Origin of the sequence: Wolbachia endosymbiont (group B) of Parapoynx stratiotata, assembly GCF_947250635.1 — a bacterium.
Lineage (GTDB): Bacteria > Pseudomonadota > Alphaproteobacteria > Rickettsiales > Anaplasmataceae > Wolbachia.
In genome coordinates this window covers 286,842-304,881 of sequence record NZ_OX366335.1, presented here as the reverse complement: position 1 = coordinate 304,881, position 18,040 = coordinate 286,842, and the positions used below count along the sequence as shown (strand labels likewise).

The following is an 18,040-nucleotide window of genomic DNA, read 5'->3' as shown; positions in this document are numbered from 1 at the left end:
TTCCCTTTTTAACTTTCTTGCATTTTTTTCCTGAAATCATCGAGCAAAGTCTGTAGCTCTTCTTCACTTTTGACTTCTTTAATTTTCTTCTTGGCGATGTCTTCCAATTCTTCACATTTCATTATTTCTTTTACTGCTTTTTTTGCCTTCTCTTGAATTATTTTTGCCATCTCTACTACTGAAATTCCTCTCACTCTTGCTAAAGGCTCTATAATTGCTGCATCTTTTTTATTTATAGATTCTGGTGCTGCTAGAATGTTTTTTGCGGCTTCTGCTTGAATCTCATAAGATTTAGCTTTTTGGTGAGAATTCCCTGCATATTGGTTAATATAGCTATCATAATAAAAACGCATACTATCAAATGCACAAAGCTTCGCATTATCCAGCAACTCCTTTTGTATATCTTCTCTAGTACACTGAGCAATTTCTCCTCCTTCTGTTAAACAATAACTTTTTTGCCAGTCGAAATTCTTTGGTGCTTCATACCAATCATTCCCAGTTGGCTTATTTTCAAGTACTGTTACTTCTATCTGTTTGTTATTTTCAAATCTAATATAAATTGGCATTCTTTGCTACCTCCAGAGCTCATAAGTTTCAGATAACCCTGGACATTGCCAAGCCTTTAGTGTTCTCTCTACATCCACCTCAAGCCCTGTGGTTAGAAAATTGCTACGTATGTTATATATTCCCCACTGGATAAATTGACCATAGTTGTATACATAATTTGATGCAAGCATACCTTGACTGACTTGTGTTCTGGAACATAGGTAAGATGATGTGTAAAGTAATGTTGCAACTGTTTTTCCTGCTGGAATTTCCACATTACCAGATCCAGCTAACTTGCTATCAGAACTCGTGTATTGGTAAACATTTTTCCATATTATTCTTGAAATTCTTGATTTATTAGAATTGGTATTATCTGGTGTCCCCACAAATAGTCCTGCACCCCCATACTCCGTACTAGAGTATGATGATCCAACAAATTCTATTGTTTTATTTATGTTCACATTCGTTGTATTTTTTATAAATACTACTCCAAGTGCAGCATATGGGTAATAGTATATCTCATCATAACTACCAGAAAAACTTTTTGTGCATAACTCTCCGTAAATAAATGTTCCTTTACTTCCCTCTATAAAACTTAGTTGTCTTGGCCGATAAAAACTAACGTAATCTGTATCGTATGTATGGCTACCTGCTAGTAATTGCAACATATAGTCGGTTTTTGTTATATCACTACTCCACCTTCCAAGCTCTGTTGTAAAAGTTCCGTGGCCAAAGTAATTATTTTTTCTTCCAAGTACACCAAATAAGAAAGGTAATGACCCTGGTTCAACCATATTGCGCTTTCTTATTTCTTGTGTAAGCGACACTTTCAGCTCATCATCTCTAGTTTTTATCTCGTTTATAAGGGATGTTTTTAATTGGTTATCACGAGTTTCTATTTCCCTAATAATTGATGAGCCAGATGGTACATTATTAACAGCACGAAAATCTTCTACTAAACCTTTAAGACCATCTTTATGACTATTACTAATGCTATTTATTGCTGCAATATTGGCATTCTTTCTCGTATCAAGTAGCGATATATGTGAATCTGATGATGCTTTTAAAGTATTTAAGGAATTATCCCTAAGCTTGTTGATTTCATTAACAGACTCTGTTTTTACTGCAGTTATTGCTGATATTGAGTTTGTTTTATTGCTGTTTATATCATTTAGGTGTTTTTTTGCACTATCAAGAAGTTCTTTTAGCTTACCATCAGTCATCTGCACAATTTCAGAAACCGCACTTTTGTCGACTATTGATTCCAATGCTTTAGCAAGATATGCAAGCTGATCTGGTGTACTATTTGCTGCTAAATCCTTAAGTCTTTTTTGTAGTGCATCAATTATTCCTTTTACTTCAGTCATTTGCACAATGTCAGAAATAGCTTTTTTATCTGCTATCAATTCCAGTGATTTTGCAAGATATGCCAGTTGATCAGGTGTGCTACTTACTGCTAAATCCTTTATCCTTTGGTGTAATACTTCTATTGCTTCTTTCATTCCCAAAAATTTAAAAAAGTTTCAAAGTTAAACCGCTCAAAATTACTCTTAAGTTCATTTTCTCTCTCACTCATATCTTCATCTATTTTTTCTATCGCTTTGCGAATACGTACTACATCTTCCACTGCAATATTCTCTGGGTGTGGCAAAGGATATCCTCTGCTTGTTTTATCATCTGACATTCTGCTACGTGACAATGATTCGTAGATTTTTGACTTTTGGCCGATAGACAACTGTTCCACTTAAAACCAATTTTATCCTTGTCTCATTGGCGTTAAAGTTTGATAGCACATGAGTTCTCTCTACCCAATTTTCCCCTATTGGTTTTCCTGATGTTAAATTTACTAATTGCCATCCTTTGGCGCTTTGTTCTACATATGCTTTTACATCTGCAGTGCCAGGTATTAGCGCATCATACGTTATGGTAATTTTAGTGTTAGCTCCTGCTGTAATGCTTCTTGTAACATAATCTCCAGACTCTGAAAGATTACCTAGAACTAGCTGTAACCCAGGATAGAGAACAGGACTTCTTTCTTTTGACCCTTTTAAATTTGCCTTTACTGTTAACTCTCCAGATAGTCTTTCACGCAGCGCGAGCGGCAAGTTATCAGATAGAAAATTTTCTTTTCCCTCTTCATCTATTAAGATAAATTCTACATTGGTATCAAATGCTACTTTTTCGACGTTTGTCAAAACAATTAAATCTGAAGTATTGGTTGCTGTAACTTTGCCAAGATCAATAACGTGAGAATTTTCGCTAAATTTTGCAGCTAGTAGTCGAAACGTTAAATCTAAATTTTGATGTGGAGTCCAGGTGCTTGCATTGCTAGATGAAAGTAATACTCCTACTTGATATGGCTGACTTGTTACCCAACGGCTATTTACTGCATCATATTTGCCAAGCTCTGCTACCTTTATTTCAGTACAAGGATCATCAGTAAGCAGTACTATTGCATACTCTTGTCCTGCATGGCAAAACACTGGTGGCCATTCTATACGTGTTGCTGTGCCATCTACTTTTATATCTTTCGGCTCAATATAACTTTCAGCAATGACAGTCTGCGAGGGCATTCCCACTGCTGTTTCTCTAATCTGCACAACAACACGTTTTTTGCCTTTATTTACAAACCATAGCTCCACGCCTCCTATGTGCCTACTTTCATTTAGAGTAAATGTTTGCGCTAAAGGATCAACTCTTCTTGCTGCGATAACTCTTCTTCTTTCCTCTATGGTAATTGTTTTTTTACCAGTATACGTTGCTTCTCCATAGCTTCCTTTATCCCCGTAAAACTGTACTAATTTAGTACCTGCTGGAATATTTGCTGGGATTTTTATCTTTCCCTTTAATTTTCCCTGGTTGTTAGTTGTGAGCATATTTTTTTACCTCTTATGCAGTAGGCTGAATGACAACACCATCAAACTTTACCTCCTTAAGCCTTTCACCTGGCTCAAAACCTTCAATTTCAAAATTCTGTACTGCTTCTCTCATAAATTCAGCTTCATATGAAGTACTTGACATCAGCTCTGTTGTTTCTTTAACATTAAATGCTCTGGTTATTGGACTTTTCCAATTCGTGGTAACCTCCGTCCAGTGGTCTATATTTTTATTGAGAGTAATTTGTGCCGGAACTGGATCAAAAGCTTGATACGGATTAATTCTTTCTCCTTTAGTCTGTAAGAGCTGTTCTAGTACCGGCTCAAGTTCATACGGTAACAAATGAGGTTCTTTACCTCTTTCAACATCAATAATTTCCACATCTATAGGTAAAATTAATTCCTTGTTTACTATCGCTGCAGACTGCGAAATTCCTTGATCACGCATATCATCATCAAAGAATGAATCAACAAATACTCCTTTTTTGGTAGTAGGTTCTCTTGAATTTGCATCATTGCGTAAACGCTCCTGTGCAACAAGTGCATAAAGATCATTTATTCCTTTTTTCATTGCTTCAAGCTCATTCATCGGTACAGCATGAATAGCATTATTCACTATTTTTACCCCTTCGCCTTTTTTCCACGTCTGATGAATGTAGCAGAGCAAAAGTTGTCCAGAAGGTGCTTTAGGCATCGATGGTCGCCAAGGGTGAGCTATGCCTTTTATCCTTCTTATTGCGCCTTTTGCATCTATAGTAATTAAATCAAAGCGGGGCATTTTCCAGGTGTAATCAATCAGAACCAAGCTGTTATCAACGGCACCTCTTACTTTACATCCCTCTTCACTTATATCTTCAGGGCTTACATGAGTGCGACGGCGGTAAGTGATTTGATAACTACTTCCAGGAGCTGGTTCTTTGCCAGGTAATGACCAATCAACATTTCCTGCATTTAACTTATAGTCTATACTATTTTCATAAATAACATTGCCTTGTTTAATTTGAATAATTTCAAGTACCGCAGAGTCAGGTATTGGATCAGTGGCTCCTGAATATGAACCGTGAGTAACAGTAATGGTTTTTTGAATAGTGATATCTACTTTTTTGATTTCACTTATTGGAAAATCATTAACTTTAAGTTCCATTACTCTTTGGCTATTTGGCTGAAAAGTATGTGGTTCTGATTCAACTGCTTTTATATCTGGATCTTCATCAAAAGAAACACGAATACTGTGAGGTAGCTCAATCTCATAGCCATCAACATGAGCTTTGCCCTCATTAATCACAAATATTTTTTTTCCTCCTTCTCCCTCTTCCTTTTGCAGGAACATTACTTCAAGACCATTTACGACATAGGAACCATTGGCTTCTTTGTCATAACGAGCAAGCGCAGTAGTTACTATATTTGCTTGTGGTGGCGGTGAATGTTCTATCAATACTCCATTTTCAATGTTATAAATTGGATAAAATTCTCCTGAAGCATTAGTAGTCACACCCTCAGCTTGATAACTCCAAGTGGTGGAAACTTTAAGCCTTGCAGCCCCTACTTCTTGATAGTTACGTGTACCAACAGCAGGATCACGAAGGTTTTCATCCTCAAGTTCTGTAATGGTAGATTCTACGTAATAAACACCTATACGCACTGTGGTACTCAGTGGAATAACAAACTCTTCTTTTTCGACTTTTCTAACCGCTCCACGAAGATAGATTTTTCCTGATTCAAGCGTAACTTTACCAGTTTCTCTATCTATAATACAATTGCTTCCTATTATAACATCACCATCACGAAATATTGCATCGCCTATGCCTTTAAGCTTAGAGAGAGCATACTCCTGAGTCTCGTTTAATTCTGCAGATTGCAAACCTCTTCCAGCAAGAAATAAGCTTTTTTCGTATTCTTTGTCAGGATTAAAGCGGTTATAATAGGTGTTTAAAGTCATTTTATTCTAAAAGGTTACAACAAATGAAAAAGTCTCTCTTATGGCAGCAGTTCTGATAAGTGGTACAGTGTGTTCTAAAATCAGCAAGATTCCATGGTCTTCTATATCTTTTGGTTCAAAATATCTCTGTCCAGGAGGCAATTTTTCTACCACCTTTGTACCAACCATAACTCCAAGCTCTCTTATTACTTGATTTGCAGCATCGTTGAAATCGAAGTTAAATTTAAGATATAAGTTATTAGTTGGTACATTAGAAGGGTTAAACCTCCCTGTTGGAGTCAAAAGCTCTCCATTCTCATCACCGCTGCAGAAGAGAACCTCATCAACAACACGACGTCCAACTTCCTTAATTAATGTTGCAGAAGTAATTAGTTCCGGTGGTGTGTCTTGAGTATACTCTATAGTGATTACGCTATCTGCTATAATTGCACCATTTTCTACACGCTCAATAGTGCCTGAGCTACTATCAACTATATAATCTATGCTTGACTGATAAATTGTTTGCCCTGTACAAACTTTTACATCTTTAATAGTGTGGTGATCTAAACTTATCTTGCCGCCTGCTGCAAAAGTTTTTTCAACTTTGTAGCTGCTTTCCCAGGTAGAATCTCCAGATCCCCAAGCAAGATGTATCGGTTGCTCTTTTATGCTCGCAGCAATAGCTGCTCTGCCTGATTGTGTGAGTACTGACATAGTTGATTTGTGCAGTTGATATTATGTATATACAAGATCCGTAGAAAAAACGTCCAATTTTTTTGCAATAATAGGATCAAAATCTTTCCAAGGGCGATTTAAGTGGCGATGTTCATGCCAAGTAACCATACCTGGATAGAATGCTGCTACGTAATTTTCTAGCCCATGAATGGGATCTTTCTGTTTTGAATCTGAATCATTTTTACAATCAACATGATATTCCACTAAATTAGACTCTATTATTTTTTGATCAGTAAAATTCTTCGCTTCATAGTAATAAGTTATACTAAATCGCTCTAAAATTGGTGTACGTTGAAAATTCCAAATCTGCTCAGAAAGTTTATCTTCACTTAAGTGAAATGTATGCTCTATTTCTTCATAAGTAGTTGATGCAAAACAAGCATTTATATCCCCTAAATTCCAACTATCTGACAATACTATCAATGCTTTAGCAAACTTAATTTCTGGCAATAAACTCTGTGGTAGAGGATATAGTGCTTCTAAGTTGTACCACTCATGATTTCTTTCATATGTACCGTTGTAATTCTTCGTATGAGGCTCTGTTTCTCCTAATATTGCAACATCTAACCTATATAAATCATTACTGTAGCTTCTATCATAATGTGATCTAAAAGTGCCAAATTTAAATCTTGGATTTCCTATTTTCAGTTCAAATGAATTTTTTCTTCCAAACGATAACACTGGTCCTTCTTTTGCTATTTTTACACCTGAGTAGTCTGAAAGAAGATCTCCAAAAATACTTTCATCTAATATAAATCGCTGAGCATTGTAATAGTCATTGAATATTCGCATTAATCGAGATCTTGCCGGTGCAGAAAGTTTTGCCAAAGCAATTACACTATCGACAAAAAAATCATTAGGAACATCAGAGATGCCAATTTGAAATTCAGCAAAATGCTTCCCTGGCGATTCTTCTTGAATGGTAATATTATCAATGTTTGCCCACCTAAGTGCCATCTTCAGTGACTGTGGTGTACCACGCAGATGTTGAAATTTTATTCCGTTTTGAATAACTTTCTTAGGATCTTGCTCTAAACTATAATATACCAATTTTTCTAACGCACTTTTGAGCGATTTATCGTTTAAACGCTCAAACTTTATCTTGGTAGATTTTTTATGCTCTGGTAGCCATGATAAAATTTCTCCCAAACCATACTCTGCTATCAACCATGGTAATATTTCTGTCTTAGAATTAAACTTAAATCCCCGTAGAGAATTTACATCGAGAGAATAATTAATTATATCAGCAAGTATTTGCTCTTGCTTTAATGCATTTGGAGGAAGTATCACCAGTCTTTACCTATTAACTCAATTTGTAAATCGCGTAAAGTAACACATTCATTATTTTGCACAATGATATCTTCTATGGGCTCTGTAAGCTCTATATTCTGTATACCTTCTGTAAAAAGATGAGCAATAATCCATGATCTGGTAATATTCCATCCTAACCCTTTAGCAGATTCAAGATCTTTGACAAATTGTTCTTTTGCAGCTTCGATAACATCTTTTGATGCAGTAGAATAAATATGCACTTTAGCATGAATAGTAATGGGAATAATACCACAGCCAATAACTGTAAGCGTATCTGTTAATACACGAATATCATCGCGAATAACGTGATTTCTGACGATCTCTAGCAATTCTTCTGAAGGTACTCCACCATTTTCTGTGGAAAGTATTGAAATCTGTACACTTCCTGGTATAGGTGATACCACTTGCGCATCTTTTACTCTTGTGTCAACAGATAATGCATGATAACGATAATGCTCTTTACTCCCTGCTGTTGACCAACCAACAATTTTGGCTTTTACCCGCTTTCTTAAGGATTCATCATTCTCTGACTCCTTTCTCAGCACACCATAAAATTCAGCCAAGTGATCAAGGTCATTACCTCTTGCAAAAGCAAGTAAATTTGCCTGTGCTGCATCATTAATCCTTTGCCTAAGCAAAAGTTCACGCCAGGCTGCTACTTCCAGTATCTTTATTGCTGGATCACTCTCAGTTAGCGCAGAAAAACTTGCATCTCGATTCATTAACTCTTCTTTCATTCGCGAAAGGATTTCCTCAAATTTTAATGTTTCGACAATATTTGGTGTTTTCATCCTATTACCTTATACTATAATACCATCAAGGCGGATCAGCTTTCCATTTGGCAAATAGATTCCTTCTAAAATGAGAGTTACTTTACCTTCTTTTATTTCTGTTATTTGTACACGTTTAAGCTTAAATCGGCGCTCCCACTTTTCTAATGCTTCTGCAGCTGCTGCATAAAGTTCTTGTGCAAAACCAGGTACAATTGGATGATCAATCAGCTCAAATAACCTTGATCCGTAATCTCGGCGCATAACACGAGTGCCAACTGGCGTAGTTAAAATATCAACTATTGATTGTTTTAAATGCTCTATACCACTTATTGTTTTACCAGTTTCAGAATTCATACCACGCATATTATTTACCCTGCAAAAACGTTATCACTCCCTTCTTCTGCTATTGCTCCACAGGAAATTAGGTCACCAGTACGAGCAATGGCTTTGCCATTTACAAACACTGCTTTCGACCCTTGTGTCATTACTTTTCCTTCACTAAAATTATCTCCTTGCCTACAGACAGGTCTTCCGTTTATAAATACATCTCTGCTTCCACTTATACAAAAATGCAGCAACGCTCCTTCACAGTGATCTCCTAGGCGTATAACTGATTTATTCATTCCTTTCCCTAATTTAGATTTACTCTTTTTGCTTTTAGTTTTATTTCGCTCTTTGTTATCTCTACACTTGATTCCCCAACATTCAGTGTTATCTTGTCTACTACTTCAATCTCTAAATGATGTTTCTCTTTATCATATGTAAATCTTGTCCCATCTTGAAATTTTACACTATTTACTTCCTTTTTATTCTCTGGAGGAGGGTATTTTTCCTGATATATTGCCGGTAACACCACCCCCAAAGACAATTCTCCCAATGGTGATAATACTATTACCTGTTCATCAATATTTGGTGGTGACCAACTTTCAGCTCTATTTGTTATCCATGGAAGAAAATCTGTTACAAGTTCACCTATTTTAACTTTTACTTTAGCTTTTTCATAATCTATTTTTTCGACAATGCCTATACGGACAATGTTGGCCAATTTCCTCCGCAATTCTGAAATTGCAAAATTACTTTCCAACATTCACATCGATTAAATGAGGTTTTATTTTACTCACTTCCCAAATCGATCGCCCTACATGCAATTCGTGCGCCCAGTCTACCATCCACACTAAATATGCATCGAGCTCTGGCCTAAAATCATCTCCTCCTCCTGATATAAATTCTCCTGGTGAAACATTTTTCACGTTCCAAGTATTTTTATTTACTACTCTGGCAACCTCAGCAGCTAATGATCTGACAATAATAGGGGCATTTTCTATTGTGCTATCGATCACTATTCGTGCCTCAAATTTTGCTCTCAGCGCTAGCTCCTCTGTTCCTGGATCTTTTCCTTGCTCTAGACTTGACAATTCTATAAATACCGCTGGAGCTGCTAACTCTTTCCTTATTGCTGGATAAACCTCACAAGTTTGAATTGCTGGTATCTCTGCCTTTAGCGTATTACAGATTGCCTCATGTAAATTAGTCCAAAATGCCGTCATAAAATAACTTATGTGTAAAATATTTTTCAAATATCCTTTCAACTTCATAATTAACAAGATTTTCTATTATCCTTGAAGCCTCAGGTTCAAGTGGTAGTTTAACCTCCTGTATCGGTAGTGCTGTTCTTCCTACACGTTTAAAAATACCACGATAGCCTCTTGGCATTGTTGCCATAAATTCATCATTAAATGCTGTTCTTATTTTTGCTTGTTTTATATTTATATCATACAGATATGCTCTAATTAAAACTTTCAAAGTGCTTTTTCTTGACTTGATGATTCTTAGTCTTTTTCTAATTACTTTCAGCCTAATTTGCTTTTCTTCACTGATTTCTCGGACAGCCTGAGATTTTAACCATAATGCCGTTTTGTTTAGCGCTCTTACCGCTGCCAATTCTATTTTGGCTTTGTTAGCATCAATGTTGTGAATAATTCTCTCAATATTTTCATTAACCTCAATGTTAAACATCCTTCTCTCCAAGTACTGTACATTTTATATTCCATACTATTCCTGAATTATCTCGCAGTGGTGGAGAATATACTTTATATTTACGACCATCAATAACAAAAATATCTCCCACCATTGGCCTCAGTACATCAAAAACATTTACCTCAAGAAAAAGCATCTCTCCCACAAATTGTCCTTCACCAATCTCGTATAATTTATCTGGCTGTTGCTTTAGTACTTGTACCATATATGACTTATCCTTTGATTCATACAAAGCTACTTTTCCTAAATGAGCAAAACAATCTTTAAATAATCTCTTAATATTCTCTTGCACATTTCTCCGCTATATACTAACATTTATATGCTAAGAAGAGGTAAAGCATTCTTCTGCCTCACACCGCTTTATATTTGCTCTACCTATGTTGCAACGATCTTGACTAGTATTGCTGGACGGTGGCACATTGGCAGAGGGTTTGACTGCGTATGCAAATCAGTCCCTCTATCAAATCTTCTTGGCTCTTGTTTTGCATAGAGTGGCTGTCCAAGAGTATTCACTGTCTCATTAAAATCTGCTGGTGCAAAATATGTTGTAAATGTGCTCGCTGTTCCTACTGGAAAACAGTTTCCACTTTCTCTTTCTATAAACCTTCTTACATTTCCCTCAGGATCAGTTGCTTGCCCTCTATATTCCTCAAATGTGATTCCGCAGAATGTAAATCCTGACCTCATATCATTCCTTAGCGCTGCTCCTTCTTGCCATCTCTCATATGCCTCTTTCACCTTACTATGGGAAGTTAATGCATCAAAAAACTCAGGGCTTACCAGTGCATGAATTCCCGTCATATATTCACCACTTAAGTTATCCTCAATATGTCGCAATACCTCCAAGCACTTACGCTTTACATCAGTTGTTGCTGTTCCAAGGGCAAAATTTACTACTTTTGGTGTTATTTCAAATTCGTTGTACAGATTTAATAATTCCGACCCATCAGCATCTAAAATTATTCCCTTCAGCGCTCCCATACGCAAATGCTCCAACGTTATTGCATGTTTATTTCTCATTAGCTGCAAATGGTCAGTTATTACATCTGCCAGCGCTTTCAGTTCACTTTCTGACCCAAATGCTCTTATTCCCTGTACTTCCTCTGGTAACACTACATCATCGTGAGGAATATGTGGAATCGTAAATGTTCTTACTTTTCTTTTTCCTCTTTTTCCTACTGTTGCTGGTGCTCCTGGTATTTGTGTTGGTAATAAACTTAATACTCCGTTGTGTTCTTCTATGGTAATATGTCTAAATCTTACTGATCTACTTGGAAACAAATTTAAATTTTCAATTCGTCCATAATTTATCGGCAATATATTTATCGCATTTGTTAGTGCCGTCATGCTAAATGCTGTGTTTGTAAATGGATTTTGCATTTTTTATTTTCCCCCTTTGTGTTTTTTATTGTTTAATATAGCCTTAGACTGCTTTACGGATAATGATCCCTCGTCCTTCAAGTTGCTTTATTGCTGCATTTTTTTGCTCTTCAGTGATATTTGCTGGCCACACCACTGCATGATCTGCTAGTATTGCACCACGAGTAATAATTACTGCTTTGGCATTTTCTGTCGCATTTACATCACTTACTATTGCACCTATTGCTGTTTGTGTACCATCTGTGGCAGTTGGATTTATTATCTTAATCATGTTATCTTTATCGAGAGCCACTACTGTACCAAGTTTAAGATTTTGTCCCTTTGCTACTGTTATCTGATCTCTTGAATATAGACTTGACACCTCATACTTTAATAGGTCACCAAGATTATTTTGTTCGCTTATACAACTCATAAATTTCTCCTTAACTGCTTACCGCCGCTTTTATCAATGCTATATACGGCGGTTATAAAAATACTTTAACTCCTACGACTTCTTGCTACCTGTATCATTAAATCTTCTCCTGAATTCTGTGGTATTGTACTCAAAATCTCTGTCTTCTTCGTTCTCTCTGCAAGTAACTCCATTAAAACTTCCCTGGCTTGCTCAACACTTACGCTTTCCTCAATAAATTCTTCTATTTTCTCTGGCATTCGTGATAGATTACATAACCGTATTAATTCAAGAACTTCATTACGATACTTAGTCAAATTATCAGTTTCTAGGTCAGTTGTAGTTTGTTCATTCATAGTAATACTCCTGTTTTTATTAATAGATGAAAGAATTGTCATTCCGTCTGCAAGGCCTATTTCTATTGCTCTCTCGCCAAAATATAGCCCTGCCTCCGTTGATCGAATCTTTTCAATTGAAAGACCTCTGTTCCTCGCTATTAGCTGCACAAACATTTCATATAGTCGGTCTACTTCTTTTTGTAAGCTTTCCAGACTTTCAGACGTCATTGGCTCATGTGGATTTAAATCATTTTTTCTACTTCCTGCAAATACTGTGGTATATTTTATTCCACATTTTTCATTAAATCCACTTTGATCTATATGACTTGCTATTACCCCTATGCTTCCTACTCCTGAAGTTCTGCTCACAAATACCTTTTCAGCACTTGATGCTATAGCATATGCAGCAGAGTAAGCATCATCATTTGCTAATGCCACAATTCTCTTTTTTGCTCTTGATTCGTAAATAAAATCAGCCAGGTCAAACACTCCATTGACCTCTCCTCCTGGACTATCTATATCCAAAAGAATTATTTCCACTTTTTCATCCTCTAAAGCTTCTTCTATTTCCTCTTGTATCTTCTCGTACGATGTCATACCTAGAAAATCATCAAAAGCTTCTGGTTTTTTAGTTAAAATGCCATGTATTGGTATTATTGCTGTCTTTTCTATATTGTTCTTTACATAGTGTTTTACGTTTTTAAAGATAGGTTGTTTTTGACTATGAAGCGATAGTAGTTCAAAACTTTTTGCTTCAAGCATTAATGGTCTACTTAGAAACATTGTTTCCCCCAACATCAGAATCAAATATTAAATTGAGACTATTTGCTCGCTTTTGATCTTCTGCTATTTCTTGATCAATTTCTTCTACGTCGTAACCCATTTCTGATACTACTTCTGATCGACTTTTAAAGCCATTTCTTACTGCCATTTGTTGTGCTTGCTGGTCTTTTAAAGGATCAACCCAATCAAACCCTTGTGGTATCCATTTTACTTCTTTCAATGACTCACTTGTTAAATCTTTAGCTATAGAAAGTTTTCCAGATACTAACGCTAATTCTAGCCATCTATTCCATACTGGTCTGCAAAATTGAAATACCATAATGTTGTGTTGCAGCATAGCACATCTACGACGAAACTCTATTAATCCAGCTCTGATTGATGAATAATTAACGCCTGTTAAATCTCCTGTTAGCTGCTCATATGTTATCCCTGTACCAATCGCTATTGCCCTGAGTTGCTGTCTTATAAACGCTTCATAACTTCCTCCAACATCTGACGGCTCTGAAAATTTTATATCTTCTCCTGGGTCTAAAAGCTGCATTGTTCCAGGTTCCAATCCAGATAGTGCTACTCCTTGCTCATTACTTTCACCTTCTCCTAAAATATTTGCCTCAGGATCAAGTCTCGTAATAAACCCTGCAAACATCGCTGCTGTCTTTTTTCTCACTAATTCTGCATCATCATATTGATCAAGTTCATAGAGCTTTAGCAGTATACTCGAAAGCCATGGCTCTCCTCTAATTTGCCCAGGTCTTAAAGGTCTATAAATATGTAAAACATCATTTGCTGGTACTCTCACTGATTCTCCAAATGAGCCTTCTCCTGGATGTTCTCTAAATAAGTAATATGCCTCTCTTTGCCCAAGTCTATTGAACTCAATCCCGTTTCTTATTACATTACCATTTCCTAAAGTTTGATTTGTTTTATTATCTAAATGTTCAGACTCAAGTACTTGCAGTTGTAGTGGTACAGAAAATCTATCTTCCAGCTTTCTCGTTCTTAAACGTACAAAACATTCTCCTCCCTCTATCATACTTCTGCATACTAGAGCTTGTAATCCATAAAAATCACTTACTCCGTTACTGTCTGCTTCATCTGTCCATCTTAGCCATAATTCTTGTACTTTCTTTCGAAATTCTGCATTCTTTGCTTTTGATTGCGGTTTTATTCCTGTTCCAATAGAGTTACTTACTATTGTATCAATAATATTTGCTGCATATGGATTTTTTCTCACCATATCACGTGATCTACTACGTAAAGTTTCAAGGCTTTGAGACAGCAAATTGTTTATACTTCCTAACTCTGGTTGAAAGTGAAAAAATCTTCTTCCTGAGCCTGCTGCATCCCAGGCAGAGCTTTTTATCTTTGGTTTGTTAAACAATTGCTTGAAGGTTTTTAGCAGCATTTATAAAATTCCTTTACTCGTTGAAAAAACAATTTTCCTCTTTGGCCTCATACCTGCAACTTTTAACCCCGCTTTTATTCGTTGCCTGAGCTCCAATAAATCCTTTATTTGAACTTCCCCGTACCGCACAACATGGTCACCATATGCAATTGAGACAACTCTTTCTCCGCTTTGCAGTTTTTGAATTGCTTTCTCAACTTGAGTTAAATACTCTTCACTGTACATTTTGATTACCAAGCCATTTACTCTGTCTTAATTTTTTGGGCTTTTTGCTTTCCATTTTTCCACTCAAACTATTCCATTTACTCTCTGGCCAACGATCAATTCCAAGTGCAATAGATGCTGCTCTCGCATAAATTCGGCAATCCAGTACTTCATTTCTTTCTCTTACCTTTTGCCACTCTTGTTTGGTGTATCCTTTTACTACCTTGCTGACTAATTGCTCTGCCGTTAGCTGCTTAAAATACTCAGGTACATACTCGGGAAAATGACAATACCCTGCTGGCACTTTCTCTTCTTCTTTTAAAACATTAAGTAATTGAAAAAGTTCTGACTTTAATATCGATACTCCTACTGGCCATAGCTTTATTCCTCTTTTCAGCTTTTGCCCACCAACTGTTATATCTACTCTGCTTGGACTGCTAAGTGGTACTAGAGCTTTATTTACACCTTTGACTGCCATTACTCTTCCACAGCCTTGATGACCTCTTACCCAATTGTATACTTCTTGCGTTGCATATCCAGCATCTACTGCCATCATGCTTATCATGTATTCCAGCCCATTTTCACCAATAAAATGATGATTGAGGAGCTCAGAGAGTTTTCCCCATACTTCTTCTCTTCCAGTATCTCCTTCAAATACTCGGTAGTCTATTGACCAATTTTCTCTGCCTTTTCCCCAGGCTACAACTTCTACTTCTAAACGATCTTTTTGTACATCTACTCCTGCTGTCAAAACCACTTCTCTCCTTGGTACTGTGCCTACGGGAAAAAATTCTCTTCTGTTAAATAACTGCTTCCAGTCTGGTACTTCTCCTTTGTCTACCCAAGTTTCTCCTAGCGTGGTATTTATCCAAACTTTTAGTAATTGTTCACTTTCTTTTGCATGGAGAAAGTCCTCTACTGCTTGTTGCCAACTATACCAGCCAACTGGACTATAAAGACTTGAAAGATGAAATCCTTTTTTCTCACCTTTTACTCTATTAGTAGGTCTCCATTCTCCACGCTCAAGCATCTCTGTCTTTTGATGATTTTCTATCTTTTCACCACATTCTATACATATATAGTGTGCTGTATTTGGATTTTTATCTTCCCATTTTATTTGTGCCCATTTTAAAACTTGATAGTAATTACAATGCGGACATGGTACAAAAAAATATCTCTTATCTGTTGCTTCAAATTCTTTCTCAATTCTGCTTATTCCATGAATCGTTGGTGTTGATACTAAAAAAATCTTTCGCCGCGCAAAAGTGTTAGTTCGAGCAATACTGAGCAGTACTGGATCTCCTTCTCCTCCTGAATCTCCTGGATAGGCATCAATCTCATCAAGAAAGAGATATTTTACTGGCATAGAACGAAGTCCTACACTGCTATTTGCTCCAGTTATTACTACTATTCCACCTGGAAATTCCTTACTTTGTACAGTATTCCCTGAATCTCTTGATCTTGGGTCTTTTACTTTACTTTTTAAACATGGTGTACTCTCTATTAACGGTGCAAATCTTCCTTTTGACCAACGCTTTCCCATTTCAACTGTTGGCTGTACTACTAGCATTGGACCTGGTGTTTGATCTATAATATAGCCTATCCAATTATTTCCTGCTTCTGTTCCCCCAATCTGCGCTCCTTTCATAAATACTACTTTTTCAGCAGGTGAAGATGGTGATAGTGAATCCATTATTTCTTTTAAATAAGGAGTTCTCTCTGTTCTCCATTTCCCTGGCTCTGATGCTGCAGTTGGCGCTAAAACTCGATACTCATTTGCCCACTCTGATACTTTAAGCTGGGGATCTGGTTTTAAGCCTTCAGAAAAAGCTCTAGCGTATATCATTGTCTGCATCTACTCATAATTGGTTCTATCTCAATATCATTAACAATAGAACTACACTCCTCCAGCTCCATAAACATCTTTTTCTGAAATTCGTTTTCTATATATCTTTTGCTCATCTCACTTATCATTAGTGCTATAATAAGCGCAAATACCCCTGTTATTGTTGCAAAAATGATTGCACTGCTTATTGTTGTTGTTATTAACCCTATATATATTGCTACTGCTATTGCGCTGACTGTAATACAGATGCAGATAATATTATTATGTTTTTTCATCCTTTTATCTGCTATTTCTCTCTGTGCTATATATTTATTATGAAGGGTTGGAAAATTAACAACGGTATCTCTGCAGAGTAACACTCCATTTTTTTCATTAAATAAAACTTTAAGTAATTCTAAATTATTTGACTTGATTGCTAAGTGCAAAACAGGTATATAGTTTGCTCCTTTTTTCAGTAGTAATTTTACTACATGTAAATGTCCTTTTTCTGCAGCAAGATAAATCGGTGATAGACCTTTATTATTTGAAATGTCAATATCAATTTCTTCTTTTAAGATAGACTCTACAATCTCAATTTCTCCTCTTTGTGCAGCTAAATGGAGTAGACTATTCTTTTCAGAACCGTATTTATTACTCATCAAAGCCTTCTTTATCTCAGGTTTAGCGTAATCAAATGGTGTCTTGCCGCTATCGTCTTTTACCAGAGGGTCTATATCTTCTCGTGTTAGTAAAACCTCTATTGTTTTAAGTCTTTCAGCGTAATGTAGTGGCGTTTTATTTTCGTAATCTTGTAAATTGACTTGAGCATTAGGCTCCCTTATTAAGCATTTGAGAATATCAAGACATAAGTCTCTTTCATCGTAATTAGTATTACTTACAGCTATATGAACAGGCGACAATTTCATTGAGTTTTGTCCCATACGTGCACTATTTACATCTGCTCCAAGTTTCAGCAGTAACTTTACTATCTCTAACTTTTTATTATTAACTGCATAGTGCATTGGTGTCTGATTTCGCGCATCAAAGACATCTATTTCAGCTTTTCCTTCTCTTATCAAAATCTTTACAACTTCTGCATGTCCTATTCCTGCTGCTAGATGTAATGGCGTATGATGCAGAGCATTTCGTACATTAACGTCAATACCTTTTCCTATCAAATATCTGACTGCATTAACTTCACCTATCATTGCAGCTAAATGAAGTAAACTATCTTGTTCTGACCCGTATTTGTTACTAATTAACGCTTTCAATATTTCTGCTTTTTTCTCTTCTTTGGCGTAATCAAGAGATGTTTTACCTTCATTATCTTCCACAAAAGGATTAATGTTCTTCTTCGTGAGTAACAAATCCACCATACTTAATTCGTCAAACTCTATAGCGCAATGTAGTGGGGTTTTTCCGTTTAATCCTCTAACATTTACATCTAATCCAGGTTGATTAATGAGACACTTTATTAACTCTAAACTTAAGTTATCAGCCATTTTATATTCAAAATCT

At 36.2% G+C, this 18,040-nt stretch carries 21 protein-coding genes; all 21 read right to left on the bottom strand.

Annotated elements, in window-relative coordinates; genetic code table 11:
• Positions 1-8 precede the first annotated feature (8 nt).
• The 21 genes from OOT12_RS01455 to OOT12_RS01355 all read right to left on the bottom strand — a co-directional run bounded on the left by OOT12_RS01455 (position 9) and on the right by OOT12_RS01355 (position 18,024).
• Positions 9-566: a hypothetical protein gene (locus OOT12_RS01455; RefSeq protein ID WP_015588506.1), complete on the bottom strand. Its 558-nt coding sequence runs from the start codon at positions 564-566 to the stop codon at positions 9-11.
• Between the two features lie 6 nt (positions 567-572).
• Positions 573-2,048 carry a hypothetical protein gene (locus tag OOT12_RS01450; protein ID WP_264685325.1) on the bottom strand — a complete coding sequence of 492 codons (1,476 nt, stop codon included), beginning with the start codon at positions 2,046-2,048 and terminating at the stop codon, positions 573-575.
• Positions 2,045-2,230 (bottom strand): hypothetical protein, encoded by a 186-nt coding sequence (locus OOT12_RS01445; RefSeq protein ID WP_015588504.1) that lies wholly within the window; start codon positions 2,228-2,230, stop codon positions 2,045-2,047. Before OOT12_RS01445 ends, OOT12_RS01450 begins: the two co-directional genes overlap by 4 nt.
• A gap of 4 nt (positions 2,231-2,234) precedes the next feature.
• A complete protein-coding gene (locus OOT12_RS01440; protein ID WP_264685324.1) occupies positions 2,235-3,422 on the bottom strand; it encodes a hypothetical protein in 1,188 nt (395 codons plus the stop codon).
• A gap of 13 nt (positions 3,423-3,435) precedes the next feature.
• Positions 3,436-5,361: a DUF4815 domain-containing protein gene (locus tag OOT12_RS01435; RefSeq protein WP_264685323.1), complete on the bottom strand. Its 1,926-nt coding sequence runs from the start codon at positions 5,359-5,361 to the stop codon at positions 3,436-3,438.
• A gap of 6 nt (positions 5,362-5,367) precedes the next feature.
• On the bottom strand, positions 5,368-6,054 hold the full coding sequence (locus OOT12_RS01430) for a hypothetical protein (protein WP_264685322.1): 687 nt from the start codon (positions 6,052-6,054) through the stop codon (positions 5,368-5,370).
• A gap of 21 nt (positions 6,055-6,075) precedes the next feature.
• Positions 6,076-7,365 (bottom strand): phage tail protein, encoded by a 1,290-nt coding sequence (locus OOT12_RS01425; protein ID WP_264685321.1) that lies wholly within the window; start codon positions 7,363-7,365, stop codon positions 6,076-6,078.
• A complete protein-coding gene (locus tag OOT12_RS01420; protein WP_264685320.1) occupies positions 7,362-8,177 on the bottom strand; it encodes a baseplate assembly protein in 816 nt (271 codons plus the stop codon). Before OOT12_RS01420 ends, OOT12_RS01425 begins: the two co-directional genes overlap by 4 nt.
• 9 nt (positions 8,178-8,186) lie before the next feature.
• Positions 8,187-8,522: a GPW/gp25 family protein gene (locus OOT12_RS01415; RefSeq protein WP_264685319.1), complete on the bottom strand. Its 336-nt coding sequence runs from the start codon at positions 8,520-8,522 to the stop codon at positions 8,187-8,189.
• 5 nt (positions 8,523-8,527) lie between these two features.
• Positions 8,528-8,782 carry a PAAR domain-containing protein gene (locus OOT12_RS01410; RefSeq protein WP_065094333.1) on the bottom strand — a complete coding sequence of 85 codons (255 nt, stop codon included), beginning with the start codon at positions 8,780-8,782 and terminating at the stop codon, positions 8,528-8,530.
• Positions 8,783-8,790: 8 nt separating this feature from the next.
• Positions 8,791-9,246, bottom strand: a complete 456-nt coding sequence (locus OOT12_RS01405) for a phage baseplate assembly protein V (RefSeq protein ID WP_065094332.1) — start codon at positions 9,244-9,246, stop codon at positions 8,791-8,793.
• Positions 9,233-9,706, bottom strand: coding sequence for a hypothetical protein (locus OOT12_RS01400; RefSeq protein WP_065094331.1), 474 nt, complete (start codon positions 9,704-9,706; stop codon positions 9,233-9,235). The genes OOT12_RS01405 and OOT12_RS01400 overlap by 14 nt, the downstream gene beginning before the upstream one ends.
• Positions 9,687-10,175, bottom strand: a complete 489-nt coding sequence (locus OOT12_RS01395; RefSeq protein ID WP_264685318.1) for a phage tail protein — start codon at positions 10,173-10,175, stop codon at positions 9,687-9,689. Before OOT12_RS01395 ends, OOT12_RS01400 begins: the two co-directional genes overlap by 20 nt.
• Positions 10,168-10,488 carry a head-tail joining protein gene (locus tag OOT12_RS01390; protein WP_264685317.1) on the bottom strand — a complete coding sequence of 107 codons (321 nt, stop codon included), beginning with the start codon at positions 10,486-10,488 and terminating at the stop codon, positions 10,168-10,170. The genes OOT12_RS01395 and OOT12_RS01390 overlap by 8 nt, the downstream gene beginning before the upstream one ends.
• 83 nt (positions 10,489-10,571) lie before the next feature.
• The gene (locus OOT12_RS01385) at positions 10,572-11,576 is read right to left on the bottom strand and encodes a major capsid protein (RefSeq protein WP_191110936.1); all 1,005 of its coding nucleotides are present in this window, start codon (positions 11,574-11,576) and stop codon (positions 10,572-10,574) included.
• 43 nt (positions 11,577-11,619) lie between these two features.
• Positions 11,620-11,988, bottom strand: coding sequence for a head decoration protein (locus OOT12_RS01380; protein ID WP_191110935.1), 369 nt, complete (start codon positions 11,986-11,988; stop codon positions 11,620-11,622).
• Between the two features lie 65 nt (positions 11,989-12,053).
• Positions 12,054-13,088, bottom strand: a complete 1,035-nt coding sequence (locus tag OOT12_RS01375) for a S49 family peptidase (RefSeq protein WP_264685316.1) — start codon at positions 13,086-13,088, stop codon at positions 12,054-12,056.
• Entirely contained in the window at positions 13,075-14,493 is a 1,419-nt protein-coding gene (locus OOT12_RS01370) for a phage portal protein (protein WP_191110932.1), read from the bottom strand. The genes OOT12_RS01375 and OOT12_RS01370 overlap by 14 nt, the downstream gene beginning before the upstream one ends.
• The gene (locus OOT12_RS01365; RefSeq protein ID WP_191110931.1) at positions 14,494-14,718 is read right to left on the bottom strand and encodes a gpW family head-tail joining protein; all 225 of its coding nucleotides are present in this window, start codon (positions 14,716-14,718) and stop codon (positions 14,494-14,496) included.
• On the bottom strand, positions 14,708-16,543 hold the full coding sequence (locus OOT12_RS01360) for a phage terminase large subunit family protein (RefSeq protein WP_264685399.1): 1,836 nt from the start codon (positions 16,541-16,543) through the stop codon (positions 14,708-14,710). Before OOT12_RS01360 ends, OOT12_RS01365 begins: the two co-directional genes overlap by 11 nt.
• Positions 16,540-18,024, bottom strand: coding sequence for an ankyrin repeat domain-containing protein (locus tag OOT12_RS01355; RefSeq protein ID WP_191110930.1), 1,485 nt, complete (start codon positions 18,022-18,024; stop codon positions 16,540-16,542). Before OOT12_RS01355 ends, OOT12_RS01360 begins: the two co-directional genes overlap by 4 nt.
• Positions 18,025-18,040 lie beyond the last annotated feature (16 nt).

What these genes read in the sequence shown, in the direction of transcription:
- OOT12_RS01455 (WP_015588506.1), bottom strand. Translation starts at nt 566, where the DNA reads ATGCCAATTTATATTAGATTTGAAAATAACAAACAGATAGAAGTAACA.
- OOT12_RS01450 (WP_264685325.1), bottom strand. Translation starts at nt 2,048, where the DNA reads ATGAAAGAAGCAATAGAAGTATTACACCAAAGGATAAAGGATTTAGCA.
- OOT12_RS01445 (WP_015588504.1), bottom strand. Translation starts at nt 2,230, where the DNA reads ATGTCAGATGATAAAACAAGCAGAGGATATCCTTTGCCACACCCAGAG.
- OOT12_RS01440 (WP_264685324.1), bottom strand. Translation starts at nt 3,422, where the DNA reads ATGCTCACAACTAACAACCAGGGAAAATTAAAGGGAAAGATAAAAATC.
- OOT12_RS01435 (WP_264685323.1), bottom strand. Translation starts at nt 5,361, where the DNA reads ATGACTTTAAACACCTATTATAACCGCTTTAATCCTGACAAAGAATAC.
- OOT12_RS01430 (WP_264685322.1), bottom strand. Translation starts at nt 6,054, where the DNA reads ATGTCAGTACTCACACAATCAGGCAGAGCAGCTATTGCTGCGAGCATA.
- OOT12_RS01420 (WP_264685320.1), bottom strand. Translation starts at nt 8,177, where the DNA reads ATGAAAACACCAAATATTGTCGAAACATTAAAATTTGAGGAAATCCTT.
- OOT12_RS01415 (WP_264685319.1), bottom strand. Translation starts at nt 8,522, where the DNA reads ATGCGTGGTATGAATTCTGAAACTGGTAAAACAATAAGTGGTATAGAG.
- OOT12_RS01410 (WP_065094333.1), bottom strand. Translation starts at nt 8,782, where the DNA reads ATGAATAAATCAGTTATACGCCTAGGAGATCACTGTGAAGGAGCGTTG.
- OOT12_RS01405 (WP_065094332.1), bottom strand. Translation starts at nt 9,246, where the DNA reads ATGTTGGAAAGTAATTTTGCAATTTCAGAATTGCGGAGGAAATTGGCC.
- OOT12_RS01400 (WP_065094331.1), bottom strand. Translation starts at nt 9,706, where the DNA reads ATGACGGCATTTTGGACTAATTTACATGAGGCAATCTGTAATACGCTA.
- OOT12_RS01395 (WP_264685318.1), bottom strand. Translation starts at nt 10,175, where the DNA reads ATGTTTAACATTGAGGTTAATGAAAATATTGAGAGAATTATTCACAAC.
- OOT12_RS01385 (WP_191110936.1), bottom strand. Translation starts at nt 11,576, where the DNA reads ATGCAAAATCCATTTACAAACACAGCATTTAGCATGACGGCACTAACA.
- OOT12_RS01380 (WP_191110935.1), bottom strand. Translation starts at nt 11,988, where the DNA reads ATGAGTTGTATAAGCGAACAAAATAATCTTGGTGACCTATTAAAGTAT.
- OOT12_RS01375 (WP_264685316.1), bottom strand. Translation starts at nt 13,088, where the DNA reads ATGTTTCTAAGTAGACCATTAATGCTTGAAGCAAAAAGTTTTGAACTA.
- OOT12_RS01370 (WP_191110932.1), bottom strand. Translation starts at nt 14,493, where the DNA reads ATGCTGCTAAAAACCTTCAAGCAATTGTTTAACAAACCAAAGATAAAA.
- OOT12_RS01365 (WP_191110931.1), bottom strand. Translation starts at nt 14,718, where the DNA reads ATGTACAGTGAAGAGTATTTAACTCAAGTTGAGAAAGCAATTCAAAAA.
- OOT12_RS01360 (WP_264685399.1), bottom strand. Translation starts at nt 16,543, where the DNA reads ATGATATACGCTAGAGCTTTTTCTGAAGGCTTAAAACCAGATCCCCAG.
- OOT12_RS01355 (WP_191110930.1), bottom strand. Translation starts at nt 18,024, where the DNA reads ATGGCTGATAACTTAAGTTTAGAGTTAATAAAGTGTCTCATTAATCAA.